We start from the raw sequence: 17,256 nt of genomic DNA on the forward strand, positions 1-17,256 counted from the left end.
ATATATACCAGATTAATCTGAAGGACAACGTCTAAAAAAGAAATGCCCTTTTAAAGGAAAACTATGTTGCGTTCAAAGAACCAGACCGGATACAATGGGAGCTTTACATGATCTGACGCCTATGCAGAAGATAGTATTGCCTTCGGTTGCTGAAGCCACTAAAAACAAGGTTGATGCCTTGAACGGCAAAGCCAGGGAGCTAATGGTGATAGATTCCAACCAGGCGCTCGTGCTTAGTCAGGAAGCGGTGCGCCTTGCGGAGGGGATAGTTTATCTGCAGGGAGAGGCAGAAGGCCTGCGGATATGGGGCTTTTGCCACATCCGCCGCTCTGAACACGACAAGGCTGTTTATTGCCTGGAAAAAGCATTTCCGCTTTTCCAGGCAACAGATGATTTAAAAGGCCAGGCGGATATATGGCAGTATAAGGGAATTATAAAACGATGCCAGGGCAATTATGCTTTATCTCTCGAGTGTTTGTTTAAAGCGCTGGCTACAAGAGAAAAGCTTTCAAACCAGGAAGATATTCCATTAAACTTATACGATCTGGGAATTACGTATAAGTATCTCGGGAGCTACAGCAAAGCGCTTGACTATCTGCTGAAGAGCCTGCAGGAAGCTAGAAAAATAAAGGCTACTTTAACCGAGTCCTATGTGATGAACAACATAGGACTTATTTACTATGAGAGCAATGACTTTTATAGAGCGCTTTCGTATTACCAGCAGAGTTTAAGCCTTCGTAAATTGAGCGGCGACCAATGGGGGGAGGCAGGATGCCTGGATAACATAGGTACTGCCTATTACAAACTGGAAGACCATGAAAAGGCACTGACATTCTGCCAGCAAAGCCTGGCGATTGCTGAAAGCATTGGAGATAAAAAAGGGCAGGGCAATGCACTCTTTCATATCGGCAGCATACATTTTAAGCTTAAAGACTTTGAACAGGCACGCTTAAATTGGGTGAACAGCCAGCAGATAAGAGCGGAAATACAAGACAAAAAGGGTCAGGCGGACATTCTCTTTTGCTTCAGCGAGCTCTACTCTGATAAAGAGTTCCTGGAGGCAAACACTGAGAAAGCTATAGGATACTTAAACGAAGGTGTGCATTTAGGAGAAGATATAAAGGCAAAAGATACGCTTTCGAAAATTCACAAAGGCTATTATCAGGTTCTGAAACAGTCAGGAGATTATCAGGAGGCGCTTGTGCATTATGAAAAGCACATAGCGCTGGATAAAGAAATCTACAGCGAGGCGATGAGCAAGAAAGTGATTGACCTGGAGATCACACACGGCATAGAGAAAGCCATTAAAGAAATGGAGGCGTTTCGGATTCGCAATACTGAGTTAGCCAAACTAAACGAAGAAATCCAAGAGCAGAAAGAGCGCACAGAGCTACAGCGGGATGTACTAAGGAAAGCGCTGACAGATTTAAAAGCTACCCAGTCGCAACTCGTACAATCAGAGAAAATGGCCTCGCTGGGCGAGTTGACGGCAGGCATCGCACATGAGATACAGAACCCCCTGAATTTTGTCAACAACTTTTCAGAGGTGAGCGTGGAGCTTTGCGCAGAGATAGGACAGGAGATCGAATCAAGCCTGCTGGAGGAGGCGCAAACAACATTGGCAGACCTCGTTCAGAATCTTTATAAAATTCAGGAACACGGGCGTCGGGCCGAAGCCATTGTAAAAGGAATGCTACAGCATTCTCGCAACAGCACCGGCCAGAAAGAGCTAACAGATTTGAACGCGCTGGCAAATGAGTACATGCGCCTGGCTTACCACGGCTTGCGGGCAAAGGATCAAAGTTTTAATACGGCGCTTATTACTCATTTAGATGATAAGCTTCAAAAAATCCGCGTGGTGCCACAGGAAATAGGACGGGTGCTGTTGAACCTGTTTAATAATGCTTTCTATGCCGTTCAGCAGAAGCAGAAGCAGGCTGGGCAGGAATACAAGCCGGAGGTGCGGGTGATGACGCGGCAGCTAAGGGGCAGAGTGGAGGTGCGGGTGTGTGACAATGGCACAGGCATACCGCAGAAGGTTAAGGCTAAATTATTTCAGCCTTTTTTCACTACAAAGCCTAGTGGGCAGGGTACCGGACTTGGGCTGTCGCTCAGTTACGATATAATAACGAAAGGCCACAGAGGTAAGCTGCAGGTGAAAAGCCAGGAAGGAAAATTCACAGAATTCATCATCCGGTTGCCATTTGAAAAACCTGCAGATACCGCTGAATAAGAAACAGTGATGGTTGAGCCTAAATATAATAATGCCTTATCCGATTTAATTCTTGTCTGGATTGGCACCAAGTTGTGTTAAACTTTTTGCTTATGCAAAGAATTAAAAATACCTGTAGCTGCTTAATTTTCTTTATTTTAAGATACTTGGACGAAAATGCCTCACGAGAAGGCCTTCAGCTTTAGTTTATGACCAAATAATTTATTAATTCTGCTGATCCTTCGTATAAAAAAGGAGTATGTAAGTATTTTTCAATTATATTGTATTATACAAATTGACAGATGAAGATACTTGTAGTTGACGATGAAGCTGATGTGCAGCCACTGTTCGTACAGCGGTTCCGAAAAGAGATACGCAGTGGAGAGCTTGACTTCTCCTTTGCGCTTTCCGGAGAAGAAGCCGTTACTTATATGGAGCAACATCCCTCAGAGATAGTTCTTATATTATCGGACATCAACATGCCTGGTATGAGCGGTATTGAGTTACTCCGCCAGATTCGGGAGAGATACAATACGCCTCCTCCTGTTATCATGATGATCACTGCTTATAGTGATAAGGAAAATTACCAGCAGGCAATGCAGTACGGAGCCGATGATTTTTTAACAAAGCCGCTGGACTTCAATGCTCTAAAGGATAAATTTAAAACACTGGCATTTTGATGGCAAAGATACTCGTGGTAGATGATGAGGCTGATCTGGAACTTCTGATCAAACAGAAGTTCAGACGGAAGATACGGGAGAACACCTACAAATTCGTATTTGCCCAGAACGGTGTAGAAGCACTGAAAAGGCTTCAGGAAAATCCTGACTTAGATATTGTGCTCAGTGATATAAACATGCCGGAGATGGATGGCTTAACGCTGCTCACAAAACTTCCGGAAGTAAACCCCATTATTAAAGCAGTTATCGTCTCAGCTTATGGTGATATGGAGAACATCCGGACGGCCATGAACCGGGGTGCCTTCGACTTTGTGTGCAAGCCAGTGAACTTTGAAGACCTGGAGCTCACAATGGAGAAAACCTTCCAGCACGTCAATCAGCTGCGGGAAACCCTGAAGGCCATTAAAGAAAACAATATCCTCAAAATGTATGTGGACGAGAATGTTCTCAACTTTATGACGCATAAAGAGTTTGAGAACAGCCTGATGCTGAACGAGACGATAGAAGCCACAGTAATGTTCATCGATATTTGTGGTTTCACGGCTATTACAGAGAGTGTGCCCGCCAATAAGGTAATCAATATACTGAACAATCTCTTTGACCTGATGGTGAAGGGGGTAATTGCTCAGGAAGGCCATGTAGATAAGTTTATGGGGGATGCCATACTCGCTGTTTTCAGGGGCGAGTATCACCTGGATAGGGCGATAGACGCAGCCATAGCCATCAGGAAAGAATTTCAAGCCGTTGAGGAAATAGTGTCCAATGGCACTGTATACAAACCGCAGGTTTCTATAGGTTTAAGTTCAGGCGAAATGGTATCGGGTAACATCGGTTCAGCCTCACTTAAACGGCTGGATTATACGGTAATAGGAGATGTGGTAAATGTAGCACAACGCCTGCAGGCCTCAGCCCAGCCAGGTCAGATTGTGATTACGTCAAATGTTTATGAAAAGGTAAAGGAATCCTTTATGTGCCGCCAGTTAGGTGAAGTGAAGCTCAAAAATAAAATTACCCCTGTCATGCTCTATGAAGTGCTGGAGTAAGCACGGGTTTGATTTTAAGTCTCAGTGCCAGGTTGCTTTATTTTATATAGCTTCTTTCGCGTTTAGCATCAGAACACATCGAAGCTCTGTATTTTCTTTTATCCAGTGTTACCAAGGCTGCTCCTCATCGCTAATGCTTCCTGTGCTGTTACCAAAGCCCCTCTGCGCATTGTAGGGAGTGCCTTTACCTTCCAGGTGATCTTTCATGTCCATTTCCAGCTTTTTCCGGTCTAGCCGCATGAATTCATTCCAAAGCTTTTTATCCTGTGCTGTCATCCTGTCTATAAGCTCCCTGAGTTGTAGCTCCTTTCCCTCGCTCACTGCCTGCTGCAGGTAAGGGTCTGAACCCAGCAGTTCATTTATCTTCTGGCGGAAGTGCGCGTTCAGGAGGTTATATTTTTCGTCGTCCCATTCATTGGTGTTTCTCTCAGTAGGCATATGTAAAATTTTGTATAATAAAGTTTTAGATAAAGCAGGCAGAAAATGCTCTGGTAGTGCGTAAAACTGCGTACCGCTGCATCAAAGGCCTGAAAAGCAATGTATACGTAACGAAAATCCTTTGCGGAGAAATAAATGAACGCAAAACTCACCCGGCTGGTATAAGAACAAAGGTGATTCCTGCTGAAACAACTCTTTTTCTTTAAAGACGCTGGCTCTCAAGAAGTCTTTTGCCAAATCATAGAGGCAGATAAGCCATACACCTGATACTTTTGCTCTCTGTGGGGAATCCTGCGTTGTTTTTTGCTATATTGATCTTAATTTAATAGACGAAAGCCAATCAGAAAAGAGCAGGCCCTCCGGTATGGAGTGGTTTCTTCATCAGCTAAAAAATGAGAAAAAATCTTTTATGGGTTGTTTTACCCCTCGCCGGAGCTCTGTTCTATTCCTGCGCAACGCAACCCGAAACAGAGCAAGAGGAGCAGGAGGTTTATAGTGGCTGGCCTACGTATGCCGGCAGCAAAGCAGGAAACCGCTATTCTTCAAATGAGCAGATTACGCCTGAAAATGTAGACCAACTGGAGATAGCCTGGCGCTACAGTACGGGCGACAAAGATCCGGAAAATCACTCGCAGATTCAGTGTAACCCCATTATAGTTGATGGTTTGCTTTATGGCACATCGCCCTTCCTGAAGCTGTTTGCCCTTGATGCTGCAACAGGTGAGCAGAAATGGCTGTTTGACCCGGCAACTGCCGGAATCAACCCGGATGGGAATATGGCCTGGTTTCACCAGATAAACAGAGGCGTTGTATATTGGGAGAGTGCGGGAGGAGATGAAAAAAGAATATTGTACAGTGTAGGCCCCAGACTGTTTGCGGTTAATGCTGAAGACGGATCACTCATTGAAAGCTTCGGCAAAGGTGGTTCTATAGATCTGTCAGTAGGTCTGGACAGGGAAGGAACAGAGGATGCTTATATTGCTGGCACCACACCCGGTGTCATATACAAAGATTTGCTCATTATGGGCATGCGCGTTACCGAAGACGGAGATGCCGCACCCGGCCATATTCGGGCTTTTGATGTACGCACCGGTGAGCGCAGGTGGATCTTCCATACCATTCCCCACCCGGGAGAGAAAGGGTATGACACCTGGGAAGACCCGGATGCCTGGCAAAAAATAGGCGGAGCCAACAGCTGGGCGGGTATGTCGCTGGATGAGGAGCGGGGCATAGTGTACGTACCTACTGGTACGGCAGGCCCCGACTTTTATGGCGGCGTGCGCAAAGGCCAGAACCTCTTTGCCAACAGCCTGCTTGCCCTCGATGCCGCTACTGGAAACTATATCTGGCATTACCAGGTGGTGCACCACGATTTGTGGGACCGCGATCTGCCTGCCAACCCGAACCTGGTGACCATTAACAAAGATGGCAAGCAAATAGATGCCGTTGCCCAGATTACCAAGCATGGGTACATATTCATGTTCAATAGGAATACTGGCGAACCTATTTTCCCTATTGAAGAAAAGCCTGTGCCAATCAATGGCTTGCCCGGTGAAAAAGTATGGCCAACGCAGCCCATTCCCACTCTGCCAGAACCATTTGCCCGTCATAAGTTCGAGGAAGAGGATGTATCTGACCTGACACCGGAAACGCATCAGCAGATGCTGGAGAAGTACAGGCAGGTGCAGCACAAGGAGATGTTTTATCCGCCCAGTAAAGAGGGCAGCTGGATTTTTCCTGGGTATGATGGTGGAGGAGAGTGGGGGGGCGCTGCCGTAGACCCGGAATCTGGTATTATGTATGTGAACAGCAGCGAACTGCCCTGGATACTCACCATGATGGATGTGCCCGAAGAAGCCGGTAAAGATCTTTCGGTGAAGGGTATTGGTAAAACTGTGTACAACAAGTACTGCATCTCCTGCCATGGAACGGGGTTGAAAGGAAATGGTACCTCAATTCCGGATTTGGCAAATCTGAGCGGGCGTATGAATGAGGAGCAGGTAAATAGTATCATTGCGTCCGGCCGCAACATGATGCCGGCTTTCAGACAAATACCCGAAAGTGAGCGGGTCGCTTTGATTGCCTTTTTGCTGAACACAGAAGATAAGGAAGCCCACGCCAAACTGGAACTGGCAAAAGAAGTTGGCGGTGCCGAGGCCGATAACATAGCAGGGCCGAAGAACATTATTGGCGATATCCCTTATGTATCCACCGGCTATCACCGCTTCCTGGATAAGAACGGCTACCCCGGCATTAAACCTCCCTGGGGCACGATGAACGCAGTAGACCTGAACAGCGGCAAACTGCTCTGGAAGGTGCCGCTGGGAGAGTATGAGGAGCTGACAAGGAAAGGCATTCCTCCAACAGGCACAGAGAATTACGGTGGCCCATTGGTTACAAAAGGAGGTCTGGTATTTATCGCCGCGACAAAGGATGAAAAAATCAGGGCTTTTGATAAGAAAACAGGGAAGGTGCGCTGGGAGGCGAAGCTGCCTGCGGCGGGCTATGCTACCCCTGCCACCTACAGTCTGAACGGCAGGCAGTATGTAGTAATTGCCTGTGGTGGAGGCAAAATCGGCAGCCCTTCCGGTGACCAATATATTGCCTTTGCGCTGCCTGAGAGTATGAAATAATAAAAAGGCTGACGCCCTTGTAATTGTTTGCGATAATGGACGGCTGTTGTCTTTTGCCTCGGGAAACTTTAAATTAATGGTGAAGTAACACTAAGAAATTCTTCTGGTTGGATCCTCAAACATAACATCTTATGACTTCGAAACTACTTACCCTTGGGGTTGCGCTTTATTTTATAAGTCTTCTGCCTGCAACTGCGCAGCACTTTCGCGTCAGCGATAACGAGCGGTATATAGTTAAAGCAGACGGCACTCCTTTTTTCTACCTGGGTGATACAGCCTGGGAGTTGTTCCATCGGCTAAACCGCGAAGAAGCAGACCTATATTTGAAGAACCGGGCCGATAAAGGCTTTACAGTGATTCAGGCAGTGGTGCTGGCAGAGCTGAATGGTTTGAAGGAACCCAACCCCTACGGCGATTTGCCGCTGCATAACGAGGACCCAACGAAGCCAAACGAAGCCTATTTCCAGCATGTGGACTACATCGTGAATAAAGCAGAAGAACTGGGCTTGACCATCGGCATGTTACCCACCTGGGGTGATAAGCTGTTTAAGAACACCTGGGGACAAGGACCAGAGGTATTTAATACTTCTAATGCCAAAGTCTTTGGGGAGTATGTTGGCAGGCGCTATAAAGACAAGCCCATCATCTGGATTATGGGTGGAGACCGTGACCCACGCCAAGAGCAGGATGAAGCGGTATGGACTGCCATGGCGGAAGGCATTACAGCGGGAGCAGGTGATGGTGATCCGGCGAAAGTCATGATAACCTTCCATCCTTCAGGAGGCTCTGGTTCCTCTAAGTGGTTCCATAACAACAACTGGCTGGACTTTAACATGTACCAGACAGGCCACTGCCGTGATGCAAAGGTGTATGAGAAGATCACGCATGACTACAACTTAACGCCAACCAAGCCAACTATGGATGGAGAACCCATTTACGAAGACCATCCTGTTTGCTTCAATGCAAAGGAGCTAGGTTATTCAGAGGCGCATGATGTGCGTCGTACTGCTTACCAGGATTTGTTTGCCGGTGCCCATGGCCACACCTACGGTTGCCACGACATCTGGCAGATGTACTCCCCGGAACGAAATGCTATCAATGGGCCCAGAAGAACATGGAAAGAATCGCTTGATTTACCCGGAGCCACACAGATGACTCACGTGCGAACTCTGATGGAGTCACGGCCTTTCCTGGTGCGCGTACCAGACCAGAAGCTGGTGCGGGAAGCTTATGCGGGAGCGGAGCGCATACAGGCCACGCGGGGTGAGGATTTTGCCTTTATCTACACCACATTTGGTAAACCAATAGACGTGAATATGGGCATCATTTCTGGTAATAGAATAAACGCCACCTGGTTTAATCCGCGCACAGGGGAATCTACCTCTATAGGTAAATTCATAAACGAAGGCACTAAAGTCTTCACGCCACCTACCAATGGCCCAGACAACGACTGGGTGCTCATACTGGATGATGCGAAAAAGAAGTATGCTGCCCCAAAGAAAAGAGAAGTATAATGGTTCTGATACAGGTATAGAAACCATAACATAAATTAGTTGAAATGCTGAGGTATAGCTTATTAATATGGTTGCTTACCAAAGAAGAAGGCGAAGAATAAAGTATACCTTTATATAACTTTGTGTAAGTTTTTGATTTATAGCTTTTCTGATAGATGTTAGAAGCAGGAATACTATCACTTGACCCAACATTATTGAAGGATTGAAGCTATACACAACGAATACCTAAACACGCTACATCAGCTACTATGGAAATAGTAATTCACGTTTTCTGCGATCCAGACAATACCCCAATCACTTACAGCCATACTCCCAATAGAAGCGGCTTATATGTTCCGAAGTACCTCGCGATGCAATACACTGCTGCAAGCTACCGTTAACTGATTCCAGAACCCGGATGCGCAGGCTTGGGCGCATTAGCTTATCGGTAGAGATGGTGCTATCCATCAGTTCGATCCCTTCAACGTAGTTGCCTTGCATGCAGGCATAAGCAGCTAGCGAGGTCTATCCGGGCTTAACAGGCATTCTATAGGTGTTGAGCTGGTAAATGGAGAAAAGCTTGTGCGAAAAGGAGCAAAATGGGTACGATAGGTTGGTGGTAGGCATAAACCTATATCTAAATGTATTTATATGCGTAAGTAAAATTATATAGTAAGGTGTCACTGATAAAGGATGACGATTCCTGTGTGTGCATATAGCTTAGTTTGCAATCAGAACTGAAGGCGCTCGTCTTCTGCACATAATTTCTTTTTTACACCCGAAGTCATTTCATAAAAGCATACACCCTGTGCTTTTAGATGCTTCTTACAGAGAATGGGCTGGCAAAGACTATACTGCCTCTCATCGCTACCCCCTCTTAACCTGGAGTAATACCTCGTACTCAGGTTCTTCTTCATGATGCATTGCTGCCATACTAAAACATTAGCTGCTACCTAGCATCCTTACTTCACAATGTTATATGGGCCGGGGACGTAATGTCAGGAGCTAAACTTATACAATAGTCAGGCGCTGGTGATTATTGGCTTGTATTGGCCTTTTTACTGCTAGAGCCTTGGTGTATTAACTGCATAATTTTATTCTACATAACATGAGGTACAAGCTGCTGACTTCGAATGCCCCTGTACCCGTGGTGATATTCTAGTATGAGCAGGCAGATCAAATGAATCATATTTAAGTTAAACTTTAATAACATGTACAGATGAAAATTGAAGACTTTACTTCGAATAATGGTTTTGTTCAGGCAGAACTGGCTGAGCTGCGTGAACGGGTTAGAGGCAAGACCTTTTCTGATGTGGTGGATGATGAAGGCCACCAGTACGTGGACCTGGTAATGGAAGGTGGAGGCATGCTGGGCGTAGCCCTGGTGGGATACGTATACGTGCTGGAGCAGATGGGAATACGGTTTCTGCAACTAGGTGGCACCTCTGCAGGTTCTATTAATGCCATGCTGATGGCAGCTGCAGGACCCAAAAATGAAGATGCCAGTAAGTGGATTCTGGAGATATTAGCCAATAAAAACTTTGAAGAATTTGTGGATGGAGACTCAGATGCCAGAGATTTTGTAAAGGCTATTACTGCAAAAAGCAGCATAAAAAAGCTCATCTGGAAAGGTGCACAGGTGGTAGATAACATGCGGGATGACTTTGGTTTGAATCCCGGAAAGAACTTTCATGATTGGCTAACAGCGCTTCTCAGGGAAAGGGGAGTAGACACCTGGGGAAAATTAAAGCAGCTCAGGCTGCAGGGTAATGAGAACCTAAAGCTTAGAGATGGCAGCGCCTATATTTCAGATACTGTAGGCCGGTTAGCCCTGGTGGCCACTGATATTACGACGCAAACAAAGGTGAACTTTCCTGCTATGGCAGATATGTACTGGACAGACCCTGATCAGGTGAACCCGGCTGATTTTGTACGTGCCTCCATGTCTATCCCTTTCTTCTTTCATCCTTTCCGGCTCAGGGACCTTCCTTATGGCCCAAATGAGCTGAAAAAATGGAGAGAAATCGGCTATACAGGTAATATTCCCGATGAGGTCTTTTTTATTGACGGCGGCATAAACTCCAACTTCCCCATCGACCTCTTTCACGACAACAGTAAAGTGCCTGAGGCGCCTACTTTTGGCGTAAAGTTGGGAGCAGACCGTGACAAGCCTAAAATAATAAGCAAATTCCCCAATTTAGTGGGTGCTATTTTCGATTCAGCCCGGCAGGTGCATGATTTTGATTTTATTACAAATAACCCCGATTATCGCCACCTGGTACACTGCCTCGATACAGACCATTTCGATTGGCTTGACTTCAGTATGCCGGACGAGGAAAAGCTTCGGTTGTTTGAGACCGGGGTGAGGGGCGCTGCAAACTTCCTGATTAAATTTGACTGGGAGAAGTATAAAGAGCTTAGATACACCATGGTAACGGTGAAACATAAATCGGATGACATGGTTGCCAACGCCGCTGTCCAGAAACTAATAAATGAAGTAAGACCTGACAAGCAGGATACTGCTATAGGCGAGCAGGATATTTAACTATTTCTTTCATAAACAAAAAGTTGAGAGCATACTCTAATACTTTATAAATTTTAATCCAAGTTGCCATCAAAACCAGCGGGTGGTCCTTAAATGTAACTTACAATAGGCCCACCCGCTGGTTTTGGTTTACTTACAGAAAATGTTCTATAATCTTTTCCTGCCGCCGGGCCTTTTGTAGGATGAGCTAACAGCCTGCCTTCAATGTTGTGGCAGTAAGGCAGTGGCAGCTCCAGAGGAAGCACTAAAAAGATTGGCCTGCAAAGTTTAGTTTTAAATTTTTTACTCCTGATTTTCTCTAGCTAAAATCTTTAGCTAACTTATAGCGGTATTAGTTTATAATTCTGATAATCAAATTCTTGATATAAAGCACGTGAATTATTACTATAATATGTAGTGCTGTCTTGCTTCTGCATTTCTATTTCTTTATGCTCATTAAGGGTTTGTATGACTGTGAAGAAAGACTGCTATCTGGGTTAGCCTGTGAACTACCAATTGTGAGCAATTCTGGTTATCTTGTGGAATATTAGAATATTTTGCCACAAACCTGCTATCTGCCTGAGTACCTTGAAAAAACATACAACTTTTTGCCTCGTTCTCATCATGCTAATGATGTTTGGAACAAATTTACTGCAGGGACAGACCTCCCGTAGTAAGTTTCGGGAGCCTGCTGCCCAGCGAGCTGATAACTCAACTTTTAATCCTGATAAAGACCCGCCGTTTCTAAATGCAAAGCAAGCGTGGGTAGATTCTGTTTTTGCAACCCTGACGCCAGAAGAACGCATCGCGCAGCTGATTATGATTCCGGTGTACTCCAACAGAGATCAGGCGCACATCGACTCTATCAGCAACCTCATCAGGACTTATAAGGTGGGAGGGGTGATCTTCTTCCAGGGAGGCCCTGTGCGACAGGCAAAAATGACAAACCGCTACCAGCGCGAAAGCAAAGTGCCCCTGATGGTGACCATTGATGCCGAGTGGGGCCTGGCGATGCGCCTCGACAGCACCGTGCGCTTTCCGTACCAGATGTCGATAGGAGGAGTAGAGGACGAGGAACTGATTTATGAAATGGGAGCTGAGATTGCCCGTCAGTGCAAGCGCATGGGCATCCACGTTAACTTCGCCCCAACCGTAGACATTAACAACAACGCCAACAATCCCGTTATCGGCTTCCGATCTTTCGGGGAAGATAAGTACAACGTTACGCGGAAGTCGCTGGCTTATATGCGGGGTATGCAGGACCAGCACGTGCTGGCCAGTGCCAAGCACTTCCCCGGCCACGGCGATACCAATGTGGACTCCCATTATGGGCTGCCCCTGATAAATTTCTCGCGCATTCGCCTGGACTCAGTGGAATTATACCCTTTCAGGGCGTTGATTCGAAACGGGTTGGGAAGCGTAATGGTAGCACACATGAACATCCCTGTGCTGGACAATACGCCTAATCTTGCCTCTACACTTTCAAAGCCTATTGTAAGTGAACTTTTGAAAGAAGAGTTGGGGTATAAAGGCCTGATTTTCACGGATGCTTTAAACATGCAGGGCGTGGCAAAATACTATAAACCGGGTGTGGTAGACGTAAAAGCTTTGCTGGCTGGTAACGACATGCTCCTGAACTCGATGGATGTAAAAATGACGATTCAGGAGGTGAAGAAAGCTATCCTGAACAACGAAATAACACAGGAAGAGGTAGATGCCCGTTGCAGGAAAGTACTGGCCGCCAAGCAGTGGGTGGGCCTGGATAATTGGCAGCCCATTGAAACCGCCCATCTAATCGAAGACCTGAACAACCCGCATGCCCTGTACCTGAACCATTTGTTAACAGAAGCATCGCTTACCCTGTTACGCAACAAAAGCAATATCCTGCCCATCCAGGGACTTGACACGCTTCGGGTGGCGGCATTGGCTATAGGTACAACGCAAGCTACGGATTTCCAGAAAGGGCTGACCCGTTACATGTCCGTGGATACCTTCTTTTTGCCGTCCACCAGTACCATTGCCGAGCTACAGCAACTGAAAGAACAGCTGCAGGGGTATAACCTGATTATAGCTGGTGTGCATCAGCTGCAGCTGAAAGCCGGTAGCGCTAACTTCGGCATCACCGCCGAAATGAACCTGTTCCTGAAAGATCTCATCCGGTCGAAGCCTACGATTGTGAGTGTATTCGGGAATGTGTACAGCCTTGCTAAATTCGAAAACATCGATAATGCCGATGCTGTGCTCACGGCCTACCAGGAGACGCCCCTGACACAGGACCTGGCAGCGCAGTTGATTTTTGGCGGCATTGGCGCTAAGGGAAGCTTGCCAGTTACTGTTTCTAATGCGTTCAGGCTGGGAGACGGCCTGAAAACAGAGGGAGCCCTTCGGTTAGCATACAGTGTGCCGGAAGCAGTAGGAATAAAGACAAGGGATTTGGCTGGCATAGACTCCCTGGTGGCCCAGGCCATGCAGGAGAAAGCCACACCGGGTGCGCAGGTGTTGGTGGCTAAGAACGGCAAAGTTATTTATCAGAAAGCCTTCGGGTACCATACCTACGACAATGAGGAGCCGGTGCACAACACAGACCTCTACGACTTAGCATCTGTCACTAAAATCAGTACTTCTCTGGCGGCTCTTATGAAGCTGAAAGGGGAGGGAAAGTTTGACCCGAACAAAACCCTCGGCACGTATTTGCCGATGGCAGTAGGGTCCAATAAGGAAAACCTGAATTATAAGGATATTCTCACACACCAGGCAAGGCTGAAATCGTGGATACCGTTCTGGAAAGAGACCGTGAGGAAGAGTGGGAAATTTAAATGGAGAACTTTTAAAGCCGATTCCTCTGCCCGCTTCCCCATCAAAGTAGCGCAGAACCTGTACATGCATCGCAAATACACAGACAAAATTTACGAGCAGATCATGGAGTCTCCGATGAACCAGCAGGCTGGCTATGTGTATAGTGATTTGTCTTTTATACTCGCGCCGCTGGTGGTTCAGAATATTACGGGCCAGGGCTTTGAAACTTACCTGAAGGAAAATATCTATGAGCCATTAGGTGCCACGACACTAACTTTTAATCCCTACAAAAAATACCCTGCCTCCCGTATTGTGCCAACAGAGTACGAGTCGCACTTCCGAAAGCAACTGCTGCACGGCACTGTGCACGATGAGGGTGCTGCCATGCTGGGCGGTATCAGTGGGCATGCGGGTTTGTTTGGCAACGCCAATGATGTGGCAAAACTGATGCAGCTATACCTCAACAACGGGGAGTATGCCGGGAAGCAATATATAGCGGGTAACACCGTGAGTGAATTCAGCAAGTGCCAGTTCTGTGATTTTGGCAACTACCGCGCGCTTGGCTTCGACCGTCCGGCTAAACCGGGTGCTCAGAATAGCAATGCCGCCCCGGGTGCACCGGTAGAAAGTTTCGGACATTCCGGCTTTACGGGCACCTATACCTGGATAGATCCTGTAAATGAACTGGTGTATGTATTCCTGTCCAACAGGGTGCACCCCACCCGCGAAAACCCTAAACTTAGTCAGCTAAACACCCGAACAAATGTGCTGCAGGTAGTATATGATGCCTTGAAGAAATCAGAAAGCAATCCTATAACTGTAAAGAGGTAATGTAGTAGCCTTTCGTTTGGTCTGGCTAGAGGAAGCAGCTGTAAAAAGAATAGAAGGTGTTATGGAGAGCTGGAAAAACAATCATTTTACTAAAATGCAGGCTTGCGCCTAACAAAAAACCTCCCGCAAGAGTAAATCCTGCGGGAGGTTTTGATTTTATTAGGGGTTGTTTTTTACCAGCCTATCATAACTACTAAATTTCAGCTAGCAATGACTCATTCCGCTGAAAATCATACAATGTCAGCCGGCGAATTCTGTAATAAGCAGACCAGAAGCTTTCGAGGGAGCTGATGTAGCTGCGAGTGGCCTTGTCCCTTTCTTCAGTGGCAACATTCAAATCCAGAAGGCTAAGCTGCCCTTTAAGGTAGCGGGCCCGAGTAAGGTTATAACGTTTCTCAGCAATTTCATTGGCACGTTTTGCTCCTGCCATTTGCTTTCGCAGCACCTTAAAACGTTTAACGTTAAGATAAATCTCCTGGTCAAAGTTTACCCTCTGTTGCTCCACATTTTCCTTCACCAGCGTCTCGTTTGCCGTGGCAGTTCCCAGCCTGGCAGCTGTCCGGCCCCAGTCCATAACCGGCATATTAAAGCCAACCCGCACGCGCTGTTGCGGAACAGGTTCCTGGTACACTTCACTAAACTCCAGTGACTGCTGTGTGAGTCCGAACGAAGCAAAGAGGTCGGCTGTAAAACCGGTTTCTCCTTTGGCCTCTGCCACCCGCCTCTCTGCTTCCAGTATTTCCCTTTTATAGCCAATTATTACCTGGCGGTTTCTATGAGCCTGCTCCAGGGCGACTTCTTCATCTATTTCAAAATCAGGAGTTGCATCAGGCGGAACCAAGGTGATGGGGTAATTATCGGTAATGCCTAGAAATACTTTTAGTCTTAGCGTGTTTGCCTCTACATCCAGTGTTGCCTGTTCCAGGTTTTGTAAAGAGTTCAGAAGTGTGAGTTCCATTTGCAGTAGTTCGTCCTCCGGGATCTTATTTTCCACATACCGAACCTTCGCTATTTTGTAAAGCGTATCATTGTTAGCAACGTTCTTCTCCGTTATTTGTAAGCTTATCTGGCTTAGCAGGAGGTTGAAAAAATGATCTGTAGTGGAGCTGGAGATATCTTCCATTTCTTCCCAGAAATCACGTTTAGCCTCCTCAAAACGGAGCGGAGCAATTTTTCTGTCCCATGCACGGTAGTTGAACCCAAATATAGGCTGGTTAAGCGTAATAGTGGCTGGGATAGAAGAGTAACGTGTTTGGTTTGTTTCTGCCTGGAAGTCATCGAGTCGCTTTAGCTGCGTGTTGATGGAAATATAACCGCCGGTAGGCCAGATTTCCTGCCCCAGGGAAAGCTGGAGAAAGGAGTTGGCATTATGCGTATTAATGAAAATGAGACTTCCTGTGTCGGTTATGCGCGGATCGATAGTTCTGTTGTATTCTGGTAAAACCCCACTCAGGTTCAACTGCGGGTAGAAATTAGAGCGATACCTTTTATACTCCCATTGCCTGTTCTCGTACCGCACTGAGGCGCTGCGGTAACGGGGAGAATTTTCCTTTGCCAGTTGTACGGCTTCGGCGAGTGTTAGCGTACGGGTAAAAGGAGCATCCTGAGCTTTAACAGGAAAAATGGTAGCTATAAATATGAGCAGTTGCAGGAAAGGGTAAAATACTTTATTCATGTTAATTAGATATCACAAAATCATTCTGGCACAGCATTAAAAGCAATGGCAGTAGGCTTTTGCCAGTATTAGCTGAAACCTATAAAAGAGGAGACAAAAGTACGGAACAGACTAGCATTAAAGCGGCCTGTAACCATATCAGGCAATATAATTTATTTTTAAAGAGAAAGCTAGTTTATGTAAGTGAGTGAACGCTTGAAATTTTTGGTTTTACTACGAAAGACACGAATAGTAGGACCTGATAAGGCATTTGGAAGATATTTTAGATACCTGTTTCACAGTGTGTGGCAGGTTCAGCACAAAAAAACAAGCACGCATTGCTATTTCAACGTACCCATCGGTAAAATTTCCGTAACATTATAAAAACGCTATATGACATTTCACTCCACCAACCAGCAAGACCTTCTTTTTGATGCTGCCCGTAAAGGGGATGTTGATTACCTGAATCAACTAATAGAAGAAGGAGTCGATATCAATGTTCAGAACGCCAAAGGCTTTACACCATTAATATTAGCCGCCTACGATGGACATGTAGAGGCATCCGAAATATTGTTGAAGGCAAAAGCGGATCCCAATGTGCAGGATGTTACAGGCAATACCGCGTTGATGGGAGTAAGCTTTAAGGGATATCCTGAAGTAGCCACACTACTGATTGACAATGGCGCAGACCTTAATTTACAGAATGGGAACGGAGGTACAGCCCTCATGTTTGCAACCTTGTTTGGCAGAAACCAACTGGTGAAGCTGTTGCTTGAAGCAGGGGCAGATACAAAAATCCAGGATGTGCGAGGCCTGTCAGCAATCGATCTTGCATACCAGCAGGGCAATGAGGATGCTTTGGAGCTTTTCCGTGTGCACGCAGAGGGTTAATATGCTGTGTAACTCAACTTGGCACTTGCCAGATTTACATCGTATCCTAAGCTTTCCTTTA

At 46.3% G+C, this 17,256-nt stretch carries 11 protein-coding genes; 8 read left to right on the plus strand and 3 right to left on the minus strand.

The genetic code is table 11. The annotated features are described in order from the left end of the window. Window positions 1-121: 121 nt before the first annotated feature. From E1919_RS09950 to E1919_RS09960, 3 genes are all read left to right on the plus strand, one after another. Window positions 122-2,233, plus strand: coding sequence for a tetratricopeptide repeat-containing sensor histidine kinase (locus E1919_RS09950; protein ID WP_162053216.1), 2,112 nt, complete (start codon window positions 122-124; stop codon window positions 2,231-2,233). 281 nt (window positions 2,234-2,514) lie between these two features. After that, complete coding sequence (locus E1919_RS09955; RefSeq protein ID WP_162053217.1) at window positions 2,515-2,892, plus strand: response regulator; 378 nt, start codon at window positions 2,515-2,517, stop codon at window positions 2,890-2,892. Continuing rightward, the gene (locus E1919_RS09960) at window positions 2,889-3,935 is read left to right on the plus strand and encodes an adenylate/guanylate cyclase domain-containing protein (protein WP_162053218.1); all 1,047 of its coding nucleotides are present in this window, start codon (window positions 2,889-2,891) and stop codon (window positions 3,933-3,935) included. Before E1919_RS09955 ends, E1919_RS09960 begins: the two co-directional genes overlap by 4 nt. A 108-nt stretch (window positions 3,936-4,043) precedes the next feature. Here the strand turns inward: E1919_RS09960 and E1919_RS09965 are convergent, their stop codons facing one another. Beyond that, entirely contained in the window at window positions 4,044-4,373 is a 330-nt protein-coding gene (locus E1919_RS09965; protein ID WP_162053219.1) for a hypothetical protein, read from the minus strand. A gap of 392 nt (window positions 4,374-4,765) precedes the next feature. Between E1919_RS09965 and E1919_RS09970 the strand changes: the two genes are divergently transcribed. Then, on the plus strand, window positions 4,766-7,006 hold the full coding sequence (locus E1919_RS09970) for an outer membrane protein assembly factor BamB family protein (RefSeq protein ID WP_162053220.1): 2,241 nt from the start codon (window positions 4,766-4,768) through the stop codon (window positions 7,004-7,006). A 131-nt stretch (window positions 7,007-7,137) separates the two neighbouring features. After that, window positions 7,138-8,520 (plus strand): glycoside hydrolase family 140 protein, encoded by a 1,383-nt coding sequence (locus E1919_RS09975; protein WP_162053221.1) that lies wholly within the window; start codon window positions 7,138-7,140, stop codon window positions 8,518-8,520. A gap of 294 nt (window positions 8,521-8,814) precedes the next feature. Here the strand turns inward: E1919_RS09975 and E1919_RS09980 are convergent, their stop codons facing one another. Further along, window positions 8,815-9,000 carry a hypothetical protein gene (locus E1919_RS09980; protein WP_162053222.1) on the minus strand — a complete coding sequence of 62 codons (186 nt, stop codon included), beginning with the start codon at window positions 8,998-9,000 and terminating at the stop codon, window positions 8,815-8,817. Between the two features lie 718 nt (window positions 9,001-9,718). Between E1919_RS09980 and E1919_RS09985 the strand changes: the two genes are divergently transcribed. Together E1919_RS09985 and E1919_RS09990 are read left to right on the plus strand one after the other, a co-directional pair. Then, window positions 9,719-11,044: a patatin-like phospholipase family protein gene (locus E1919_RS09985; RefSeq protein ID WP_162053223.1), complete on the plus strand. Its 1,326-nt coding sequence runs from the start codon at window positions 9,719-9,721 to the stop codon at window positions 11,042-11,044. Window positions 11,045-11,647: 603 nt separating this feature from the next. After that, on the plus strand, window positions 11,648-14,650 hold the full coding sequence (locus E1919_RS09990; protein WP_162053302.1) for a glycoside hydrolase family 3 N-terminal domain-containing protein: 3,003 nt from the start codon (window positions 11,648-11,650) through the stop codon (window positions 14,648-14,650). Window positions 14,651-14,843: 193 nt separating this feature from the next. Here E1919_RS09990 and E1919_RS09995 read toward each other — a convergent pair whose 3' ends face one another. Beyond that, a complete protein-coding gene (locus E1919_RS09995; RefSeq protein ID WP_162053225.1) occupies window positions 14,844-16,325 on the minus strand; it encodes a TolC family protein in 1,482 nt (493 codons plus the stop codon). Window positions 16,326-16,697: 372 nt separating this feature from the next. Between E1919_RS09995 and E1919_RS10000 the strand changes: the two genes are divergently transcribed. Further along, on the plus strand, window positions 16,698-17,195 hold the full coding sequence (locus tag E1919_RS10000; RefSeq protein ID WP_162053226.1) for an ankyrin repeat domain-containing protein: 498 nt from the start codon (window positions 16,698-16,700) through the stop codon (window positions 17,193-17,195). Window positions 17,196-17,256: the final 61 nt, after the last annotated feature.

This window comes from Pontibacter pamirensis (assembly GCF_010015475.1).
Taxonomy (GTDB): domain Bacteria; phylum Bacteroidota; class Bacteroidia; order Cytophagales; family Hymenobacteraceae; genus Pontibacter; species Pontibacter pamirensis.

Bases quoted from the DNA above. Each gene is read 5' to 3' on its own strand.
- E1919_RS09985 (WP_162053223.1), top strand. From the start codon at position 9,719: ATGAAAATTGAAGACTTTACTTCGAATAATGGTTTTGTTCAGGCAGAA.
- E1919_RS09950 (WP_162053216.1), top strand. From the start codon at position 122: ATGCAGAAGATAGTATTGCCTTCGGTTGCTGAAGCCACTAAAAACAAG.
- E1919_RS10000 (WP_162053226.1), top strand. From the start codon at position 16,698: ATGACATTTCACTCCACCAACCAGCAAGACCTTCTTTTTGATGCTGCC.
- E1919_RS09955 (WP_162053217.1), top strand. From the start codon at position 2,515: ATGAAGATACTTGTAGTTGACGATGAAGCTGATGTGCAGCCACTGTTC.
- E1919_RS09970 (WP_162053220.1), top strand. From the start codon at position 4,766: ATGAGAAAAAATCTTTTATGGGTTGTTTTACCCCTCGCCGGAGCTCTG.
- E1919_RS09990 (WP_162053302.1), top strand. From the start codon at position 11,648: ATGCTAATGATGTTTGGAACAAATTTACTGCAGGGACAGACCTCCCGT.
- E1919_RS09975 (WP_162053221.1), top strand. From the start codon at position 7,138: ATGACTTCGAAACTACTTACCCTTGGGGTTGCGCTTTATTTTATAAGT.
- E1919_RS09995 (WP_162053225.1), bottom strand. From the start codon at position 16,325: ATGAATAAAGTATTTTACCCTTTCCTGCAACTGCTCATATTTATAGCT.
- E1919_RS09980 (WP_162053222.1), bottom strand. From the start codon at position 9,000: ATGCAAGGCAACTACGTTGAAGGGATCGAACTGATGGATAGCACCATC.
- E1919_RS09965 (WP_162053219.1), bottom strand. From the start codon at position 4,373: ATGCCTACTGAGAGAAACACCAATGAATGGGACGACGAAAAATATAAC.